Genomic DNA, 16,985 nt, shown 5'->3' on the forward strand with positions numbered 1-16,985 from the left:
CGAACCGGCCGCGTTTCCGCTCGGTTACCGGCTCAGCCAGGGGGAGGGCTTGTCGGTGACCGGGCGGGTCGGGTCGTGGTGCAGCGGCGCCTCGGGCTCGTCGATGCGCAGCGGGATCAGGCCCTCGGTGATGGCGCGCATGATGCGGTCGCGGGCGCGCGCGGCGTCGCCGACGCGATCGGCGGCCAGGTCGGAGAGGTCCACGGGAGCGCCGAAGTGGACCCGCATCGTCGGTCGCCGCACGACCGCCCGCAGCCACGACGAGAACAGAACCCACAGGTCGCGGGCGCTTTCCACGCGGACCATGCCGTAGCACATGGCCTCGTGCGCGCCCCACTGGCTGATCGGGATCACCGGGGTCCCGGCGGCCAGCGCCATCCGCGCGACACCGGTCTTGCCCCGCTCGGGCCACATGTTCGGCTCCAGGGTGAGCCGTCCCTCCGGGTAGACCAGAACCGGATTCGCGTCCTCGGTGAGGGCGTTGACGACCTTGCCCAGCGCCTCGCCCGCGCTCGCCTTGCCCCGGTCGGCGCGGACGTGGCGGCCGGCGCGCATGATCGAACCGATCACCGGAGCGTCGAACAGGCCTCCCGTGGCCACGAAGCGCGGCGAGATCCTGCGCTCCCGGCAGGCCGCGATGAGCACCAGCGGATCCAGGTTGCCGATGTGGTTGGCCGCCATCAGCAACGGCTTCCCGCGCAGGTCATCCGGCACGTCGCCGGTGATGACCAGCCGCCCGGTCAGCGCGATCACCGCGCGGTCCACGCGCATCAGCGCACGCCACAGCCTCGGCGTGGCGCGGAACAGGTTCTCGCGGTCGCTTCGGTGTGTCGGCTCCGGGCCGCTGGGCAGGGCAACCATGATGGGCAAGGATCTCATGGCTTGTGCGCCGGAAGGGCGCGAACCCCTGTGGTTGTTGTGACGGGAGAGGCGGGTGCCGATACCGTGTGGGGCATGGCGAGCCGGACAACTAACGGGGGGCGGGGCTCGTCGCGCGGCAAGGCGGCGACGCAGCGTAGCGGCTCCGCCGCGAAGCGTGGCAGCTCCTCCGCGGGGGCGAAGGGCAAGAGCACCGCCTCCAAGGGGCAGAGCAAGCCGAGCCCCAGGTCGACGCACGCGCCGCGCAAGACGCCCGCGAAGCGCACCCCCGCCAAGAGCACCAAGAAGCAAGGTGGCGGACTCGGCGGCGTGGTCCGCGCGGTCGGCAAGACCCGCGAGCTCGACCCCGCCCACCGCCGCGACGGGATCGCGCTGATCTACCTCGCGCTGGCCGTCATCGTGGCCGCGGGCGTGTGGTGGAAGGCCGGCGGGCCGGTCGGTCACTGGTTCGACTGGGCGCTGCGCTCGGTCATCGGCATCGGCGCGCTCGTGCTGCCCATCGTCCTGCTGATCACCGCGGTGATCCTGATGCGCACCGAGACCAGCCCCGAAGCCCGGCCGCGCGTGGTCATCGGCTCGGTGCTGCTGCTGTTCGCGACGCTGGGAACCATCCACGTCCTGTCGGGTTCCCCGTTGGAGGCCGAAGCATGGCCCGTCGCGGGAGGTGCGCTCGGATTCGTCGCCGGTGGCGCGCTGGCCTACGGCCTGACCGGCTACGTCGCCGTCCCCGTGCTCGTCCTCGCCGGACTGTTCGGGCTGCTCGTGCTCACCGGGTCCTCGGTCCGCGACGTGCTCGCCAAGCTGCGCGGCGAGGGTGACGACGACGAGGGCGGCTTCGAACCCGCGCCCAGCAAGGCCGAACTCGAAGGCGACCCGAAGACGGTCAAGCTCCGCCGCCCGTCCCGGCGCCGCCAGTCGGCGATGTCCGAGCAGGACGAGCAGCTCTCGCTCGACGACGTCCCCGAGGAGCCGGCCAAGCCCGCCAAGCCCAAGGCCGCCGAGGTCCCGGCCGCCAAACCGGAGAAGCCCGAGAAGCCGAAGAAGAGCGACCAGCCGCTGATCAGCCGTGACGTCGAGGGCGACTACCAGCTGCCGCCGCTGGACGTGCTCACCGACGGCGACCCGCCGAAGAGCCGCAGCAAGGCCAACGACTCGATGATCGAGGCCATCACCGCGGTCCTGGAGCAGTTCAACATCGACGCGCAGGTCACCGGCTTCACCCGCGGCCCGACCGTCACCCGCTACGAGGTGGAGCTCGGGCCCGGCGTGAAGGTCGAGAAGATCACCGCGCTCACCAAGAACATCGCCTACGCCGCCGCCACCGACAACGTGCGGCTGCTCGCCCCGATCCCCGGCAAGTCCGCGGTCGGCATCGAGGTGCCCAACAGCGACCGCGAGATGGTGCGGCTCGGCGACGTGCTGCGCTCCACCGAAGCCGCCAAGGACACGCATCCGCTGGTCATGGGCTTGGGCAAGGACATCGAAGGTCACATGGTGACCGCGAACCTGTCCAAGATGCCGCACCTGCTGTGCGCGGGTTCGACGGGCTCCGGTAAGTCGAGCTTCGTCAACTCGATGCTGGTGTCGTTGCTGGCGCGGGCCACCCCGCAGGAGGTCAGGATGATCCTGATCGACCCGAAGATGGTGGAGCTCACGCCCTACGAGGGCATCCCGCACCTGATCACGCCCATCATCACCCAGCCGAAGAAGGCCGCCGCCGCGCTGGCCTGGCTGGTGGAGGAGATGGAGCAGCGGTACCAGGACATGCAGGCCAACCGGGTCCGGCACATCGACGACTTCAACGCCAAGGTGCGCTCGGGTGAGATCACCGCGCCGCTGGGCAGCGAGCGCGAGTACAAGCCCTACCCCTACATCCTGGCGATCGTCGACGAGCTGGCCGACCTGATGATGACCGCCCCGCGCGACGTCGAGGACGCGATCGTGCGGATCACGCAGAAGGCCCGAGCCGCCGGCATCCACCTGGTGCTGGCCACGCAGCGGCCGTCGGTGGACGTGGTCACGGGTCTGATCAAGACCAACGTGCCCTCGCGGCTGGCGTTCGCGACCTCGTCGCTGACCGACTCCCGGGTCATCCTCGACCAGCCCGGCGCCGAGAAGCTGATCGGCATGGGCGACGCGCTCTACCTGCCGATGGGTGCTTCGCGGCCGGTGCGCGTGCAGGGCTCGTTCGTCGCCGACGACGAGATCCACCGCATCGTCGCCTACACCAAGGACCAGGCCGACCCGGACTACACCGACGGGGTCACCGCGGCCAAGGCGGGGGAGAAGAAGGAGGTCGACTCCGACATCGGCGACGACCTCGACGTCCTGCTGCAGGCGACCGAGCTCGTCGTGACCAGCCAGTTCGGGTCCACGTCGATGTTGCAGCGCAAGCTGCGCGTCGGGTTCGCCAAGGCCGGCCGGTTGATGGACCTGCTCGAATCGCGCGGGGTCGTCGGTCCGTCGGAGGGCTCCAAGGCGCGCGACGTGCTGGTCAAACCCGACGAGCTGGAGAACGCCCTCTACTCGATCCGCGGCGGGCCACCGCCCGGCGACGAGGAGTGAGCACGGTCCCGCGGCGAGGTTCAAGCCGCGGGACCGTTTCGTTTTCCGCGCTTTTCACGGTTGTTCATCACCGTTTGTTTCGCATTCTTTCCACTGCTCCGTTTGCGTTCTCCCAATTGCTCTGAACGGAATTTCCAGAGGGCTCGATTCAGATCCTTTCTGCGATAGCCTCTCCGCCGCTGACGGTTGAACCGCCCGCGGGTTGAGGGGTATTGCGCATGGTCTTTCGAAAAGTTCGCGCTTTGTTGGTCGTGCTGTTCTCGGCGGCATTGGTGATCGCGGGATTGCAGCACGCGGCGTTATCCGCACCCGCTCCCGGCGATGTCGGGACCCAGGACGTGGACAAGGGTGAGCTGCTGCGCGTCGGCGGTTCCAGCTATCCGCGCCTGGTGCGGCTGGAGAACTCCGGCGAGGCCAACGGCCGCGTGCTGTCGAGCATGACGACCTACCGGGACAACGCCGGTTTCGCGGTGATCTTCGAGAGCCGCGACGACGGCAAGACCTTCCAGCCGCTCTCGGAGATCCGCGATCCCGCAGGTGAGAACACCAAGGGGATGTGCTGCTCGACGCTGTACGAGCTGCCGCAGCAGGTCGGCGACATGCCCGCCGGGACGCTGCTGTGGGCCGGTTCCGCGGGCATCGGCTCCGACGAGGACGAGCGGCGGACCAGCATCCGCGTGTGGCGCAGCGACGACCACGGCAAGACCTGGAGCTACCTCTCCGACGTCGTGCAGGCCCCGGTCGGGCCCGGCGTGTGGGAGCCCGAGTTCACCGTTTCCGAGCAGGGCGACCTGGTCGCGTTCTATTCCGATGACAGCGACCCGAAGCACGATCAAAAACTGGTGCAGGTGCGTTCCTCGGACGGTCGCAATTGGACCGATGCGAAGGACATGCTGAAGAACGACGAGTTCACGGTGCGCCCCGGAATGTCGGGAGTTCGCAAACTGCCGGACGGCACCTACCTGATGGTCTACGAGGTCTGCAATTACGACCCGGTGCACACCTGCACGGTCTGGATCCGCAAGTCCTCCGACGGCTGGGACTGGGGCGACCCCTACGACCTGGGCACCGAGATCGTCTCCGACACCGGCGGGCAGCCCCTCGGCACGCCGACCATCGCGCTCGCGCCCGGCCCGAACCCCAACGGACGAGTGCTGCTGGGCTACCAGATGCTCGGCGGTGACAACGGCGGCTGGGCGCCCGGCAACGGCAAGACCGTGATGGTCAACGACGACCCGAAGGACCTCGACGGGCCGTGGAAGGAGATCCCCGCCCCGGTGCAGATCAGCTACAACCAGGGCAGCTCCTGCCGGAACTTCAGCCCCAGCCTGCTGGCCACCGAGGACGGCGAGTCCATGATCCACGTGACCACGGACTTCGAGCACTACATCGGCGGGCCGTGCGAGGCGTTCTACGGCGTCGGCCCGATCGACGGCGGGAGCGCTGCGGCGAAGTCCGAGCCCCGTCCGATGGACACCCGAATCGGCCGCTGACGGCCTCCGCAGAGCGGCCCCCACCCGGAAGAGCTGGTCCTCCCGCCGGGTGGGGGCTTTGCGAATGTCGCGCGAAATTCGAACAGGGCGGGTCAGCGCTGGGCGGCGCGCTCCGGGACGTTGGCCATCTCCACGGCTTCCGCGACCGACGAGGCGGAGCCGCCGAACTGGCGAACGGCCTGGTAGTACAGGTCCGCGGTGGACTCGCAGGCGCCGTCGCCGTCGCACGCCGTGTACATGTCGTCGCGGAAGTTGTCGTCGATCTCCAGCCGGTTGTCCTCGGTGAACCGCTCCTGCGACTTGTAGTTGCGGTATCCGAAGTCGTGCCGGTCGCAGCTCTCCAGGAACTCGTAGCCGAACGGCGAATCCGGGGAGTAGGAGCAGCCGTCGGAGGACCAGTCGAGCTGGTCGTCGTGGGGCTGCTCGGAGCGGGTCTGGGTGAACTCGTCGAGCGAGTGCTCGAACAGGTAGCTGTCGGTGGTCTTCTGCAGCTCTTCGGGCGTCAGGTCGGCGGCGAGCGCCGTTCCGCCGGTCAGCAGCAGGGCACCGGTGGCGGCCACGGTGGCGATCAGGCCACGGCGACGGTTGCGTTCCAAGGCAGTCTCCTCTGGGTGGAACGGATGACCACAGGTGTTTATAACCGGTGCCAGAGGGACTCGTGAGAAAGTTGCGAACTTACGAACGCGAACGGTTGATGAACGACGGAGTTCGGGTTCGGTGCTCACCTCGCGTGGCGGTGCGCCTCACCTGATGCGTGGAAGAACTGCTCAACCCGGCAGTTCGAGGAGCATCCGGGTGTTGCCCAGGGTGTTGGGCTTGATGTTGGCCAGGTCCAGGAATTCCGCGACGCCGGCGTCGACCGAGCGCCGCATCTCCTCGTAGACCTCGGGGCTGACCGGAGCGCCGTCGATGGTGCGGAAACCGTGCCGCCCGAAGAACTCCGTCTCGAAGGTCAGCACGAACACCCGCGTCAGGCCCAGCTCGGTGGCGAGCTCGACGAGCCGCCGGACGACGCGGTGCCCGATGCCGCGTCCCTTGACCACCGGATCGATCGCCACCGTGCGGATCTCGGCGAGGTCTTCCCACAGCACGTGCAGCGCACCGCAACCGACCACGCGCCCGTCGTCCTCGGCCACCCAGAACTCCTGGATGTCCTCGTAGAGCGTGACGAGTTCCTTCTCCAGGAGCACTTCTCCCGCGTAGGTGTCGACCAGCGCCTTGATCGTCGGGACGTCGGCGATCCGAGCCCGTCGAATCACTATCTCCGACGGCGCATAACCATTCATGCATCCATCGTAACGCCGCGCCCTCGGCGGAGCGCGCGAATATCAGGCCAGCTGCAACAGCATCCGCGTGTTGCCCAAGGTGTTCGGCTTGACGTGCGCCAGGTCCAGGAACTGGGCGACGCCCTCGTCCGGGGAGCGGCGGATCTCGTCGTAGACCTCCGGCGGAACGGGCGTGTCGGCGATCGGCCGGAAGCCGTGCCTGCCGAAGAACTCCGTCTCGAAGGTGAGCACGAAGATCCGGGACAGGCCCAGCTCCGCGGCGTGCTCGATCAGCCGGTCGACGATGAGGTGGCCGACCCCGCGCCCCTTCTCCATCGGGTCGACGGCCACGGTGCGGATCTCGGCGAGGTCCTCCCACAGCACGTGCAGCGCGCCGCAGCCGACGATGTGGCCCTCGTCCTCGGCGACCCGGAACTCCTGGATGTCCTCGTAGAGCGTGACCAGCTCCTTGCCGAGGACCACCTTTCCCGCGTAGTGGTCGATCAACGACTTGATCGCTCGCGCGTCGCGGACTCGGGCCGGTCGCACCTCGATGGCATTCACGTTAGGTAAGCCTAACCATGGCAACAGGAGGATGGTCGTCCGGACAGCCGTAATCTTGGCCACCACTCGGAGGCATTCTGCGGTGGCAGGCTCGTTGCCGAGGGTCGACAGCGCGGACGTTAGGCTCGACCCATGTCAACCGAGCAGCAACACCACCGAGTCGCCATGGTCACGCTCGGTTGCGCACGCAATGAGGTCGATTCCGAGGAGCTCGCCGGAAACCTGCACGGCCGGGGCTGGGACCTCGTCGAACCCGACGACGCCGAAGTCGTCGTGGTCAACACCTGCGGCTTCGTCGAGTCCGCCAAGAAGGACTCCGTGGACACGCTGCTGGCCGCCTCCGACACCGGGGCGAAGGTCGTCGCCGTCGGCTGCATGGCCGAGCGCTACGGCGCCGAACTCGCCGAGCAGATGCCCGAAGCCGACGCCGTCCTGGGCTTCGACCACTACGACAACCTCGCCGACCGGCTCGATGACGTCCTCGCCGGTCGCGCCGTGCAGTCCCACCAACCACAGGACCGGCGCACGATGCTGCCGATCAGCCCGGTCTCGCGCCCGGCCGCCGCGGCCGAGGTCGCCGTCCCCGGACACGGCTGGGTCCCCGCCGCGCGCGAGGTCTCCCGCCGCAGGCTCGACGACTCGCCGGTCGCCGCGCTCAAGCTCGCCTCCGGCTGCGACCGCCGCTGCTCGTTCTGCGCCATCCCGTCGTTCCGGGGCTCCTTCCTGTCCCGCCCGCCGGAGGAGATCCTCGGCGAAGGTGCCTGGCTGGCCCGCAACGGCGCCAAGGAGCTGTTCCTGGTCAGCGAGAACTCCACCTCCTACGGCAAGGACCTCTCCGACCAGCGCGCGCTGGAAACCCTGCTGCCGAGGCTGGCCGAGCTCGACGGCGTCGAGCGGGTGCGGGTGTCCTACCTGCAGCCCGCCGAGACCCGTCCGGGCCTGGTGCGCACCATCGCCACCACGCCGGGTGTGGCCCGCTACTTCGACCTCTCCTTCCAGCACTCCAGCGAGTCCGTGCTGCGCCGGATGCGCCGGTTCGGCTCCACCGAGTCGTTCCTGCAGCTCATCGAGCAGATCCGGGAGCTGTCCCCGGAGGCGGGCATCCGCAGCAACTTCATCGTCGGCTTCCCCGGTGAGACCGAGGAGGACTTCGCCGAGCTGCAGGACTTCCTCACCCGCGCCCGGCTCGACGCCATCGGCGTGTTCGGCTACTCCGACGAGGACGGCACCGAGGCCGCCGGCTTCGACGACAAGCTCGATCCGGACGTGGTCGCCAAGCGCGTCGAGCAGCTGACCGCCCTGGCCGACGAGCTGATCGCGCAGCGCGCCGAAGACCGCATCGGCACCGAGGTCACCGTCATCGTCGAGCGCTTCGACGAGGACGACGTCATCGGCCGCGCCGACCACCAGGGTCCCGAGGTCGACGGCGAATGCCTGATCGTCGAGTGCGACGAGCTCGCCGTGGGCGAGCTGGTGCGCTGCGAGGTCATCGACAGCGAAGGCGTGGACCTCGTGGTGCGACCGCTGGAGAAGTCCGGGGAGCAGCCATGACGGCAGAAGGCCAGGCGCCGCAGGCGCCCGTCCTCAACATCGCCAACGTGCTGACCATGTCCCGGCTGCTGCTGGTGCCGGTCTTCCTGGTCGCGCTGTTCTGGGGTGACGGGCACGACGCGCTGTGGCGCTGGATCGCCACCGGTGTGTTCGCGCTGGCCTCCATCACCGACCGCATCGACGGCGAGATCGCCCGCAAGCGCGGGCTGGTCACCGACTTCGGCAAGATCGCCGACCCCATCGCCGACAAGGCGCTCACCGGCGCAGCGCTGATCGGGCTGAGCCTGCTCGGCGACCTGTGGTGGTGGGCGACCTGGGTGATCATCGTCCGCGAGCTGGGCGTGACGCTGCTGCGGTTCTGGGTGATCCGGCACGGCGTCATCGCGGCCAGCCACGGCGGCAAGATCAAGACGCTGCTGCAGGCCATCGCGATCGGGCTCTACCTGCTGCCGCTGGGGGCCTGGCTCGACGTCCCGCGCTGGATCGTGCTCGGTGCGGCGCTGATCGCCACCGTCGTGACCGGCCTGGACTACGTGATCCGCGCGCTGCGGCTGCGGGCCGCGGGCGGCTCGAAGGCCGGCGCATGATCCTCGAACCTCTCGGCCTGCCGTTCCCGCAGGTCGCGGCGTTGATCGACGCTCTGCGGCAGCGCGGGGAGACGGTCGCGACCGCGGAATCGCTCACCGCGGGACTGGTCACCGCCGCGCTGACCGAAGTGCCCGGCGCCAGCGCCGTGGTGCGCGGCGGTCTGGTCGTCTACGCGACCGATCTCAAGGACCGGCTCGCCGGGGTGGACGCCGACCTGCTCGCCGAGCACGGTGCGGTGCACCCGGACGTGGCCGCCCAACTCGCCGTCGGCGCGTCGCGTCGGTGCGGGGCGGATTGGGGCATCGGGCTCACCGGGGTGGCGGGCCCGGATCCGCAGGACGGAGTCGCTCCCGGCACCGTTCACCTGGGCTTTGCCGGTCCGGGAGGTGCGCAGGTGCGCACGGTGGAGCTCGACGGTGATCGTCACGCGGTGCGCGCGGCGGCCGTTCGGGTGGCTCTGGAACACTTCGCCGGGCTGCTGCGTTGAACAATTTGCAGGAGGGGTCGTCATGTGTCCGCGTGCGCTGTGCGCTGCGTAAACATGGCCCAACGAGGACTAGGCCGATCGATCATGGAACGTTCGCCCTGGGCGGACTTCCGCTCGATCGTTCTCGTTCCGGCCCATCGATGAGTAACGTAGGGGGCGTTCACGCGTAGTGCACGCGGAAGGCGACGAAGGAAGGGAGGCGCGCGATGACCGTATTGTTGCGGGAGGCGGTCGGTGAACGGCTGCGCCGCGCCCGGACCGCACAGTCTCGGACGTTGCGGGACGTTTCGCGCGCTGCCCGGGTGAGCCTCGGATACCTGTCCGAGGTCGAACGGGGCCGCAAGGAGGCGTCCAGTGAGCTGCTGTCCTCGATCTGTGATGCCTTGGACCTGCCGCTGCCAGAGCTGTTGGTGACCGTGGCCGGTGACCTCGACGGGACGATGGTCGTGCCATCCGTCGTCGAGCAGCCAGCGACTGCGGACCTCGACGGTGGTCAGCTGGTGCCGAGCCTGCTCGGTGCCGAGCTCGCCGACGCCGAGCAGTTCGCCGATGCCGGTGACGCCCGCGCGGGGCTCCAGCCGGTGCTCAGCCAGCGCATCAGCGCTCCAGTGCGCAAGCAGGTAGTGGCCGCCTGAACGACTATGACCTTTGAGGAAATCGCTTTGCTCAGCGGTGCGGGTGGCGGAACCTGAGCGCCTTCGTGGACTCCGTGCGCCGCTCCTGATGTATGCCAATACACGGCGTCGCGGCGTACTCGCCACGAAGCCGATCAGAACCCGCGGCGGTGCCGGCTGAGTCCCACACCTGAAACAACGACTCCGCCGTTCAGCAAGGTGTGAACGACGCACCCGACCGCCCCGCGTGCTACCGGCCCGCGGGGCGGTCGGGTTTTAGTTGATCACGGTTCAATGTCCGTTATGCCCCCGGAGCGGCGGCGGTCGGACGGGGCTGGTTCGATCAACGCTGAGCGCTCCGGGAAATACCCGGAGATCTGCCGTGTTTGGTGGAAGCGGACACAACTACCTGACACGATGGAACCAGCCGAGGCTCCTGATGCGTTGTATCGGCGAGAGATCGGCTGGGGGCAGCCGGCAAGCGGAGAGAAGGCAGGCGGAGGAGATGGCCAACCCGTTCGTGAAGGCCTGGAAGTACCTGATGGCGTCGTTCTCGTCGAAGGTCGACGAGCACGCCGACCCGAAGGTGCAGATCCAGCAGGCCATCGAAGAGGCCCAGCGGCAGCACCAGAGCCTCTCCCAGCAGGCCGCGTCGGTGATCGGCAACCAGCGCCAGCTGGAGATGAAGCTGAACCGCCAGCTCGGCGAGGTCGAGAAGCTGCAGGCTTCGGCCAAGCAGGCGCTGGTGATGGCCGACCAGGCTCGCACCGAAGGGGACGAGGCCAAGGCCCAGAAGTACGAGGAGACCGCGACGCAGCTGGCCAGCCAGCTGGTCACCGCCGAGCAGGGCGTCGAGGACCTCAAGACGCTGCACGACCAGTCGCTGGGTGCCGCCGAGCAGGCCAAGCAGGCCGTCGAGCGCAACGCGCAGGTCCTGCAGCAGAAGATCGCCGAGCGCACCAAGCTGCTCAGCCAGCTGGAGCAGGCCAAGATGCAGGAGCAGGTCTCGGCGTCGATGAAGTCGATGACCGAGGTCTCCGCGCCCGGCAACACGCCTTCGCTGGACGAGGTCAGGGACAAGATCGAGCGCCGCTACACCACCGCCCTCGGTGAGGCGGAGCTCGCGCAGAACAGCGTGCAGGGTCGGATGATGGAGGTCGAGCAGGCCTCCGTGGACGCGGCCGGCGCCAGCCGCCTGGCTCAGCTCCGCGCCTCCATGGGTGGCGGCGAGCAGCAGCAGGTCACCGGTGGTGCGCAGCAGCAGCTCTCCAGCGGTGAGCAGACTCCTGCCGAGACGAAGAAGCAGGAGAAGCCGCAGGCCGACCAGGCCTGATCGAGGCGGAGGCGCCATGTCCCGGAAACAGGAGCTCGCGCATCTGGGCGAGGCCGCTCTGGAAACCCTGCGCGGGCCGGTGGCGACCGAGGTCCGGCGCAAGTGGGCCGACTGGCGCGATCCGCGTGCCCGGCTGGTCCGCCGGCGCAAGGCCGCCAAGCGGCTCGCGGGCACCAGCGGTGCCACGGCGGGTGTCTTCGGGTTGGGCGCCGTCGCTTCGTGGATGACGCCGATCGTGGATTCGGTCTTCGCATGGTCGCTGGCCGGGGAGACCGCCGCGGTCGGTCTCGGTGGTATCGCCGTGGCCGGCGGCGTGGGCGCGGTCAGCGCCGGGTTGAAGTACCGGAAGTTGAAGAACACGCCGCTGCCGGAGTCCACCGCCAGCGAGCCGTTGCCCGCTCCGGGCTCGGCCGCACGACCGCCGATGCAGCGGTTGCGGGAGGCGGAGCAGACGCTCAACAACGCGCTGGCCGAGCTCACCTCGGCCGGTGCGGGTGCGTCGGCGGCTGAGGCGCGGGCGACGGCGGACGCCGCTGCCGCGGAGCTGCGCCGGGGTGCCAAGCGGCTGGTCGCGGTGGAGTCGGCGATGCGCTACGCGCCGACCGCCGAGCAGCAGGAGCTCCGCGCCGACGTCGACCGGTTGCGGGCTGAGCTGGACGAGGGCGTGTCGGCCTACGGCGGTGTGGTGGCCGCGGCCGGGCGCGCGGTGGCCGCGAGCGGTTCGGGCGAGCAGCGGCACCTGCTGCAGGACGCCACGGACCGGTTGGCCGGTCTCGCCGTCGGGATGCGCGAGGTCTTCGGCGAAGTGGACGGGTCCGCTCAGCACTGATCTTCACAACGCGCTGCAGGCGCATCACTAGCGGTAGTCGATATTTCTCACATTCGACGGACCGGGTGCCTTGATTGCGTGATGCCGAATAGTAATCTTTCCCCAGTCATCACATGCCGTGACAGTTATTCCACCTGAATGGTGGCTCGGGGAGGCCAATGTGGCGTTGTGGGCCGTGCACGGCAACGGTCGACGACTGCTGCGCGATTCCGTCGTCTCCTCCGAGGAGCGCCTGAGCTGGCCGCTCACGATCGGCTTCGGCGTGCAGCACCTGCTCGCGATGTTCGGCACCACCACGCTCGTGCCGCTGCTGACCGGTTTCCCGGTCGCCACCACCCTGCTGCTGTCCGGTGTGGGCACGCTGCTGTTCCTGGTGATCACCCGCAACCGGGTGCCGAGCTACCTGGGTTCCTCGGTGGCGTTCGTGGTGCCGATGAGCGCCGCGGTCGGCGAGGTCGGTGCCGGTCCGGCGGCCCTGCTCGGCGGGATCATGGTGGTCGGACTGGTGGTGCTGGCCTTCGGCGTCGCCGTCAAGGCGCTCGGCGTGCGCCTGCTGGAAACCGCGATGCCGCCCGTGGTCACCGGCGCGATCGTGCTCATGATCGGGCTCAGCCTCGCCCCGCAATCCGTCTCGTCCTTCGACCAGCAGCGGGTTCCGGCCGCCCTGACGCTGGGAACCGTCGTGCTGCTGACGGTGATCAGCCGCGGCATGGCGGGACGCGCGGCCGTGCTGATCGGCGTCCTGGTGGGCTGGCTGTACGCGGCCGGGATGGGTCAGCTGGTGCCCGAGCGGGTCGCCGAGCTGGCCGCGGCGCCGTGGATCGGGTTCCCGGAGATGATCACGCCGCAGGTGCACGTCTCGGTGGTGCCGTTCGTGCTGCCCCTGGCGATAGTGCTGGTCGCCGAGCACGTCGCGCACCTCAAGGCGGTCGCCGCCGTCTCGGGCCGCGATCTCGACCCCTACGTCGGTGACGCGCTCATCGGCGGTGGGCTGGCCACGATGCTGTCCGGTTCGGCCGGTGGCTCGGCGGTGAGCAGCTACGCGGCCAACATCGGCGTCATGGCCGCGACCCGCGTCTACTCCACGGCGTCCTGCTTCGTCGCGGCGCTGGCGGCGATCGTGCTGTCGTTCTCCCCGAAGCTCGCCGCCTTGATCAACACGGTGCCGATGGGCGTCCTCGGCGGTGCGACGCTCGTGCTGTTCGGGATGCTCGCGCTGGTCGGGGTCCGGATCTGGCTCGACGCCCGCGTCGACTTCGCCGACCCGGTCAACCTCGCGGTCCTCGGCACGGCCGTCATCGCCGGTGTCGGCGATCTGACGCTCAGCGTCGGGGACCTCCGCATCACCGGTCTCGTCTGGGGCTCCATCGGGATCGTCATCGTCTACCCCCTCCTGCGGAACCTCGCAGACGTCCGCAACGTCCCCTGACCAGAACCCTTCGGCCCCTGCGGACGCCTGAGAACCCAGGAACCCCATCGGGGACGCCGCAACCCCGGGGCTTCGCCCCTCGCGCACCTGTTCTCCCGATTTCAGTGGAAACCGGGGTCCTGATTCCACTGAAATCCGGGGGTGCCCGGTTTCCGCTGAGTCGTGTGATCAGGGTTGGCAGTGGGGGCAGTGGTAGGTGACGCGGTGGTCCGGGGGTTGGCCCTGGGAGCGTCTTCGGACGCGGTTTCCGCAGCGCAGGCAGGTCCTCCTGGCGTAGACCCAGTGCTGATCGCCACGGCGGAGGCTCTTGGTGGTGGTCTGCTCGGGGTGCCAGGCGTTGCGGAGGAGGAGGTCGTGGCTGAGGCGAACCGCTTGTCGGGCGTCGATCTCGCCCACCGGGGTCCAGGGAGAGCGGCCGAGGAGGAAGCAGACCTCGGTCTTGTAGAGGTTCCCGACCCCGGCCATGATCCGCTGATCCATCAGGGCCAGGCCGATCTCGCGGTCCGGGTCGGCGGTGAGCCTGCGCAGAGCCTCGTCCTCCTGCTCAGGGCCCCAGTCCGGCGACAGCAGGTCCGGGCCCAGGTGCCCGACGAGCTCCGACTCGCGCGCGGTGGGCAGCCAGCGCAGGTCGTGCAGGGCGAAGCCGACCGCGACCCGCTCGGCCGTCGCCAGGATCGCGCGCGCCTGATGTCCGGGCCGCCGCCACCGTCCGCCCGGCGGGTAGAGGTGCCAGGCGCCGTCCATCCTCAGGTGGTTGTGCAGCGTGCGGCCGTGCTCGAAGCGGATCAGCAGGTGCTTGCCCGCCGGGCGGACCTCGCTCACCACCCGGCCCTTCAGCTCCACAGTGGACAGGCGGGGGTGTCGGATCTCACCGCGGATCAGCTCCCGCCCGGCCAGGGCCTCGTTCAGCCGGTGGCAGGCGAGGAAGACCGTGTCGCCCTCGGGCACCGGGTCACTCGACTTCCTCGGCGAAGTCCTCGTCCTCGGGCTCCGGACGGCGGGTCCGGCCCGCGCGCAACGTGCGGGCGAGGATGAGGTTGAACGCCAGAGCGACCTCGCGAGCACCCGGCGTGCCCCACTGGTGGATCGGCATGCACGCGCCCTGGGCTTGCTGCACCGCGAGCCGGTCCGGCAGCGCGACCGGCATCACCAGCGGGCCGAAGATGTCCCGGAGCTCGTCGATGCGGTACTGGTGCTCGTGCGACCTCGGCCGCACCCGGTTGACCACCACGCCCAGCGGCTGGAGGTCCGGGTTGCTGGCGCGCTCGGCCTGGACCGCCTCGAAAGCGCGCTGGACACCGGAGACCGCGAAGATCGTCGGCTCGGTCACCAGCAGCGCCCGGTCGGCCGCCACCAGCGCGGACCGGGTCAGCCGGCCCAGCGACGGCGGGCAGTCCAGCAGCACCAGCTGGTAGGGGAGCTCGCCCTCGGCGATCAGATCGTCCAATTCGGACAGAGCGTCGTCGAGCCGGGACAGGTGATCGCCCTCGGTGTGCCCGTTGAGGCTCTCGGCGTCCTCCGAACCCACCAGCACGTCGACCTCGTCGCCCCACGAACTGCCGGTCACCGCCTCCCGCAACACCTCCGGGCGGGGATCGGCGAGGACATCGGTCAGGCCCTTCGCGGTCTTCTCCGGTTCCAGGGCGGCCGTGGCGTTGCACTGCGGGTCGAGATCGACCACCAGCGTCCGAACCCCGCGCCGCATGGCTGCCGAAGCAAGCCCGAGCACCACGGTCGTCTTGCCCACGCCACCCTTGAGACTCAGCACCGCAACCGTCTGCACGCGGTCAGCCTACGGAACCGGCGTCGACATGAGCAGTGCTGGCCGTGTTTTGCCCAGGCGGTCCTGGTGCGGCACGCCGTTGCGGATCTCGGCCCACCCGGCATTACGCTTTTGGCATGAGATCGGACGCCGTCCACCAGGTGCTGGAAACCGAGATCGCCGACGCGGCGCAGCGGCTCGGCCGCCGACCGCGCGTGCTCGACGTCGGCGGCGGCAGCGGCGTGTGGGCGGTGCCGCTGGCCGAAGCGGGCTGCGCGGTGACCGTCATCGATCCCAGCCCCAACGCTCTGGCCACCCTGCAGCGCCGCGCCGAGGACGCCGGGGTCGCCGACCGCGTCACCCCGCTGCAGGGCGACACCGAAGCCCTCGCCGCGCTCAGCCCCGACGGTGGTGCGGACCTCGTCCTCGCGCACGGTCTGCTGGAGGTCGTCGACGACGTCGACGCCGCCATCGCGGCGCTGGCCTCCTCCACCGCCCCCGGCGGGGCGGTGTCGGTGCTGGTCGCCAACCGCTACGCGGCGGTCCTCGCCCGGGCGCTGGCGGGCCGCGTCGGTGAGGCGCTGCGGCTGCTCAACGACGCCGACGGCGTCCTGGACGCGGGTTCGGAGACCCTGCAGCGCCGGTTCGACACCGACGGGCTCCAGCGGTCGCTGAGCGCGGGCGGGTTCACCGTCGAGCTCGTGCAGGGCCAGGGGGCCTTGAGCGACCTCGTGCCCGGCTCGGTCACCGATGACAACCCGCGCACCGCCGACGCCGTCGCGGAGCTGGAGCAGGCCGCGGCCACCCGCTCGCCGCTGCGCGACATCGCCACCAGGCTGCACGCGATCGCCCGGAAGCCCAGCTGAGAACGGGGCGGACCGGCCGGTTTCGGAAATTTCGACGATCGGCCGTACAGGTGACAAAATGATCACTGAACGCGACTACCCAGGGTGCCTCGGCTGATTACCGCTGGTCGTTGACCTCGTGGAAGAAGTCGATCACGGCGCCGATCCGACGATGTCCGCAATGTCGCAGGTTTCCGGTGGCCGGACCGGGTAGTCGTCGCGTCGCTGGAACCGTATCCTCAGTGGTGACGCCCCCAAGCGTTCGCCGGTCGGCAAGCCCGGCGCCACCGAGAACCTGTGCCGGAGGAGGAGTCATGCCACTCTCCGAGCACGAGCAGCGACAGCTCGAGCAGATCGAGCGCGCGCTCTACGCCGAGGACCCCAAGTTCGCCTCCACCGTGCGCGGAGGACGGCTACAACGCCCATCCCGACGTCGGCGTTTGCAGGGCATCGCCGTCTTCGTGCTGGGTCTTGCTCTGCTGGTCGTCGGCGCGGTGATCCCCGCCCTCCGACCGGCGGAGATCCCGGTGTTGAGCGTGGTCGGCTTCCTCGTGATGTTCGGCGGAGCAGTGATCGTCCTGTCCGCGTTGCGCGGTGGCGGCGATGACGCCGAGGCCACGGACAACAGCAGCGGCGGCGGGGACAAGCCGAAGCGCGGTTCCGGCCGCGCCTCCGCGCGCGGCTCGCTGGCCCAACGCATGGAGGAGCGCTTCCGAAAGCGCTTCGAGCAGTAGCACCTCACAGCGAAGATCGCCGCCGGGCTCCACGAGGAACCCGGCGG

The 16,985-nt window shown here is 69.6% G+C and carries 17 protein-coding genes; 11 read left to right on the forward strand and 6 right to left on the reverse strand.

Translation table 11 applies throughout. The features are described from left to right. Positions 1 to 24: 24 nt before the first annotated feature. On the reverse strand, positions 25 to 861 hold the full coding sequence (locus E1181_RS14055; RefSeq protein WP_408009830.1) for a lysophospholipid acyltransferase family protein: 837 nt from the start codon (positions 859 to 861) through the stop codon (positions 25 to 27). Between the two features lie 93 nt (positions 862 to 954). On the opposite strand from E1181_RS14055, the gene E1181_RS14060 reads away from it, so the two are divergent. Together E1181_RS14060 and E1181_RS14065 are read left to right on the forward strand one after the other, a co-directional pair. Next, positions 955 to 3,444 carry an FtsK/SpoIIIE family DNA translocase gene (locus tag E1181_RS14060; RefSeq protein WP_207922146.1) on the forward strand — a complete coding sequence of 830 codons (2,490 nt, stop codon included), beginning with the start codon at positions 955 to 957 and terminating at the stop codon, positions 3,442 to 3,444. A 251-nt stretch (positions 3,445 to 3,695) separates the two neighbouring features. Then, positions 3,696 to 4,937: a sialidase family protein gene (locus tag E1181_RS14065; RefSeq protein WP_235876761.1), complete on the forward strand. Its 1,242-nt coding sequence runs from the start codon at positions 3,696 to 3,698 to the stop codon at positions 4,935 to 4,937. Between the two features lie 92 nt (positions 4,938 to 5,029). Here E1181_RS14065 and E1181_RS14070 read toward each other — a convergent pair whose 3' ends face one another. The 3 genes from E1181_RS14070 to E1181_RS14080 all read right to left on the reverse strand — a co-directional run bounded on the left by E1181_RS14070 (position 5,030) and on the right by E1181_RS14080 (position 6,766). After that, on the reverse strand, positions 5,030 to 5,533 hold the full coding sequence (locus tag E1181_RS14070; RefSeq protein WP_207922147.1) for a phospholipase: 504 nt from the start codon (positions 5,531 to 5,533) through the stop codon (positions 5,030 to 5,032). A 171-nt stretch (positions 5,534 to 5,704) separates the two neighbouring features. Continuing rightward, entirely contained in the window at positions 5,705 to 6,223 is a 519-nt protein-coding gene (locus E1181_RS14075; protein ID WP_132674819.1) for an amino-acid N-acetyltransferase, read from the reverse strand. 42 nt (positions 6,224 to 6,265) lie between these two features. Further along, positions 6,266 to 6,766: an amino-acid N-acetyltransferase gene (locus E1181_RS14080; RefSeq protein ID WP_132674821.1), complete on the reverse strand. Its 501-nt coding sequence runs from the start codon at positions 6,764 to 6,766 to the stop codon at positions 6,266 to 6,268. A gap of 132 nt (positions 6,767 to 6,898) precedes the next feature. On the opposite strand from E1181_RS14080, the gene rimO reads away from it, so the two are divergent. From rimO to E1181_RS14115, 7 genes are all read left to right on the forward strand, one after another. Continuing rightward, complete coding sequence (rimO, locus tag E1181_RS14085; RefSeq protein ID WP_132674823.1) at positions 6,899 to 8,317, forward strand: 30S ribosomal protein S12 methylthiotransferase RimO; 1,419 nt, start codon at positions 6,899 to 6,901, stop codon at positions 8,315 to 8,317. Then, on the forward strand, positions 8,314 to 8,904 hold the full coding sequence (pgsA, locus tag E1181_RS14090) for a CDP-diacylglycerol--glycerol-3-phosphate 3-phosphatidyltransferase (protein ID WP_132674825.1): 591 nt from the start codon (positions 8,314 to 8,316) through the stop codon (positions 8,902 to 8,904). The genes rimO and pgsA overlap by 4 nt, the downstream gene beginning before the upstream one ends. Continuing rightward, the gene (locus tag E1181_RS14095; RefSeq protein ID WP_132674827.1) at positions 8,901 to 9,392 is read left to right on the forward strand and encodes a CinA family protein; all 492 of its coding nucleotides are present in this window, start codon (positions 8,901 to 8,903) and stop codon (positions 9,390 to 9,392) included. Before pgsA ends, E1181_RS14095 begins: the two co-directional genes overlap by 4 nt. Before the next feature lie 206 nt (positions 9,393 to 9,598). Then, positions 9,599 to 10,027, forward strand: coding sequence for a helix-turn-helix domain-containing protein (locus E1181_RS14100; protein WP_132674829.1), 429 nt, complete (start codon positions 9,599 to 9,601; stop codon positions 10,025 to 10,027). A 484-nt stretch (positions 10,028 to 10,511) separates the two neighbouring features. Beyond that, a complete protein-coding gene (locus E1181_RS14105; RefSeq protein ID WP_132674831.1) occupies positions 10,512 to 11,339 on the forward strand; it encodes a PspA/IM30 family protein in 828 nt (275 codons plus the stop codon). 16 nt (positions 11,340 to 11,355) lie between these two features. Next, the gene (gene pspM / locus E1181_RS14110; RefSeq protein ID WP_132674833.1) at positions 11,356 to 12,168 is read left to right on the forward strand and encodes a phage shock envelope stress response protein PspM; all 813 of its coding nucleotides are present in this window, start codon (positions 11,356 to 11,358) and stop codon (positions 12,166 to 12,168) included. A 160-nt stretch (positions 12,169 to 12,328) separates the two neighbouring features. Continuing rightward, entirely contained in the window at positions 12,329 to 13,597 is a 1,269-nt protein-coding gene (locus tag E1181_RS14115; RefSeq protein ID WP_132674835.1) for a uracil-xanthine permease family protein, read from the forward strand. A gap of 168 nt (positions 13,598 to 13,765) precedes the next feature. Here the strand turns inward: E1181_RS14115 and E1181_RS14120 are convergent, their stop codons facing one another. Together E1181_RS14120 and E1181_RS14125 are read right to left on the reverse strand one after the other, a co-directional pair. Further along, complete coding sequence (locus E1181_RS14120; protein WP_132674837.1) at positions 13,766 to 14,545, reverse strand: DNA-formamidopyrimidine glycosylase family protein; 780 nt, start codon at positions 14,543 to 14,545, stop codon at positions 13,766 to 13,768. Between the two features lie 4 nt (positions 14,546 to 14,549). Further along, the gene (locus E1181_RS14125) at positions 14,550 to 15,380 is read right to left on the reverse strand and encodes a ParA family protein (RefSeq protein ID WP_132674839.1); all 831 of its coding nucleotides are present in this window, start codon (positions 15,378 to 15,380) and stop codon (positions 14,550 to 14,552) included. A gap of 116 nt (positions 15,381 to 15,496) precedes the next feature. Between E1181_RS14125 and E1181_RS14130 the strand changes: the two genes are divergently transcribed. Together E1181_RS14130 and E1181_RS14135 are read left to right on the forward strand one after the other, a co-directional pair. Next, positions 15,497 to 16,225: a class I SAM-dependent methyltransferase gene (locus E1181_RS14130; protein WP_132674841.1), complete on the forward strand. Its 729-nt coding sequence runs from the start codon at positions 15,497 to 15,499 to the stop codon at positions 16,223 to 16,225. 293 nt (positions 16,226 to 16,518) lie between these two features. Further along, entirely contained in the window at positions 16,519 to 16,938 is a 420-nt protein-coding gene (locus E1181_RS14135) for a DUF3040 domain-containing protein (RefSeq protein WP_132674843.1), read from the forward strand. Positions 16,939 to 16,985: the final 47 nt, after the last annotated feature.

The organism is Saccharopolyspora terrae, assembly GCF_004348435.1.
Taxonomy (GTDB): domain Bacteria; phylum Actinomycetota; class Actinomycetes; order Mycobacteriales; family Pseudonocardiaceae; genus Saccharopolyspora; species Saccharopolyspora endophytica.

Coding starts and splice junctions, on each gene's coding strand:
- E1181_RS14075 (WP_132674819.1), bottom strand. CDS start 6,223: ATGAATGGTTATGCGCCGTCGGAGATAGTGATTCGACGGGCTCGGATC.
- rimO (WP_132674823.1), top strand. CDS start 6,899: ATGTCAACCGAGCAGCAACACCACCGAGTCGCCATGGTCACGCTCGGT.
- pspM (WP_132674833.1), top strand. CDS start 11,356: ATGTCCCGGAAACAGGAGCTCGCGCATCTGGGCGAGGCCGCTCTGGAA.
- pgsA (WP_132674825.1), top strand. CDS start 8,314: ATGACGGCAGAAGGCCAGGCGCCGCAGGCGCCCGTCCTCAACATCGCC.
- E1181_RS14055 (WP_408009830.1), bottom strand. CDS start 861: ATGGTTGCCCTGCCCAGCGGCCCGGAGCCGACACACCGAAGCGACCGC.
- E1181_RS14095 (WP_132674827.1), top strand. CDS start 8,901: ATGATCCTCGAACCTCTCGGCCTGCCGTTCCCGCAGGTCGCGGCGTTG.
- E1181_RS14135 (WP_132674843.1), top strand. CDS start 16,519: ATGCCACTCTCCGAGCACGAGCAGCGACAGCTCGAGCAGATCGAGCGC.
- E1181_RS14100 (WP_132674829.1), top strand. CDS start 9,599: ATGACCGTATTGTTGCGGGAGGCGGTCGGTGAACGGCTGCGCCGCGCC.
- E1181_RS14130 (WP_132674841.1), top strand. CDS start 15,497: ATGAGATCGGACGCCGTCCACCAGGTGCTGGAAACCGAGATCGCCGAC.
- E1181_RS14060 (WP_207922146.1), top strand. CDS start 955: ATGGCGAGCCGGACAACTAACGGGGGGCGGGGCTCGTCGCGCGGCAAG.
- E1181_RS14105 (WP_132674831.1), top strand. CDS start 10,512: ATGGCCAACCCGTTCGTGAAGGCCTGGAAGTACCTGATGGCGTCGTTC.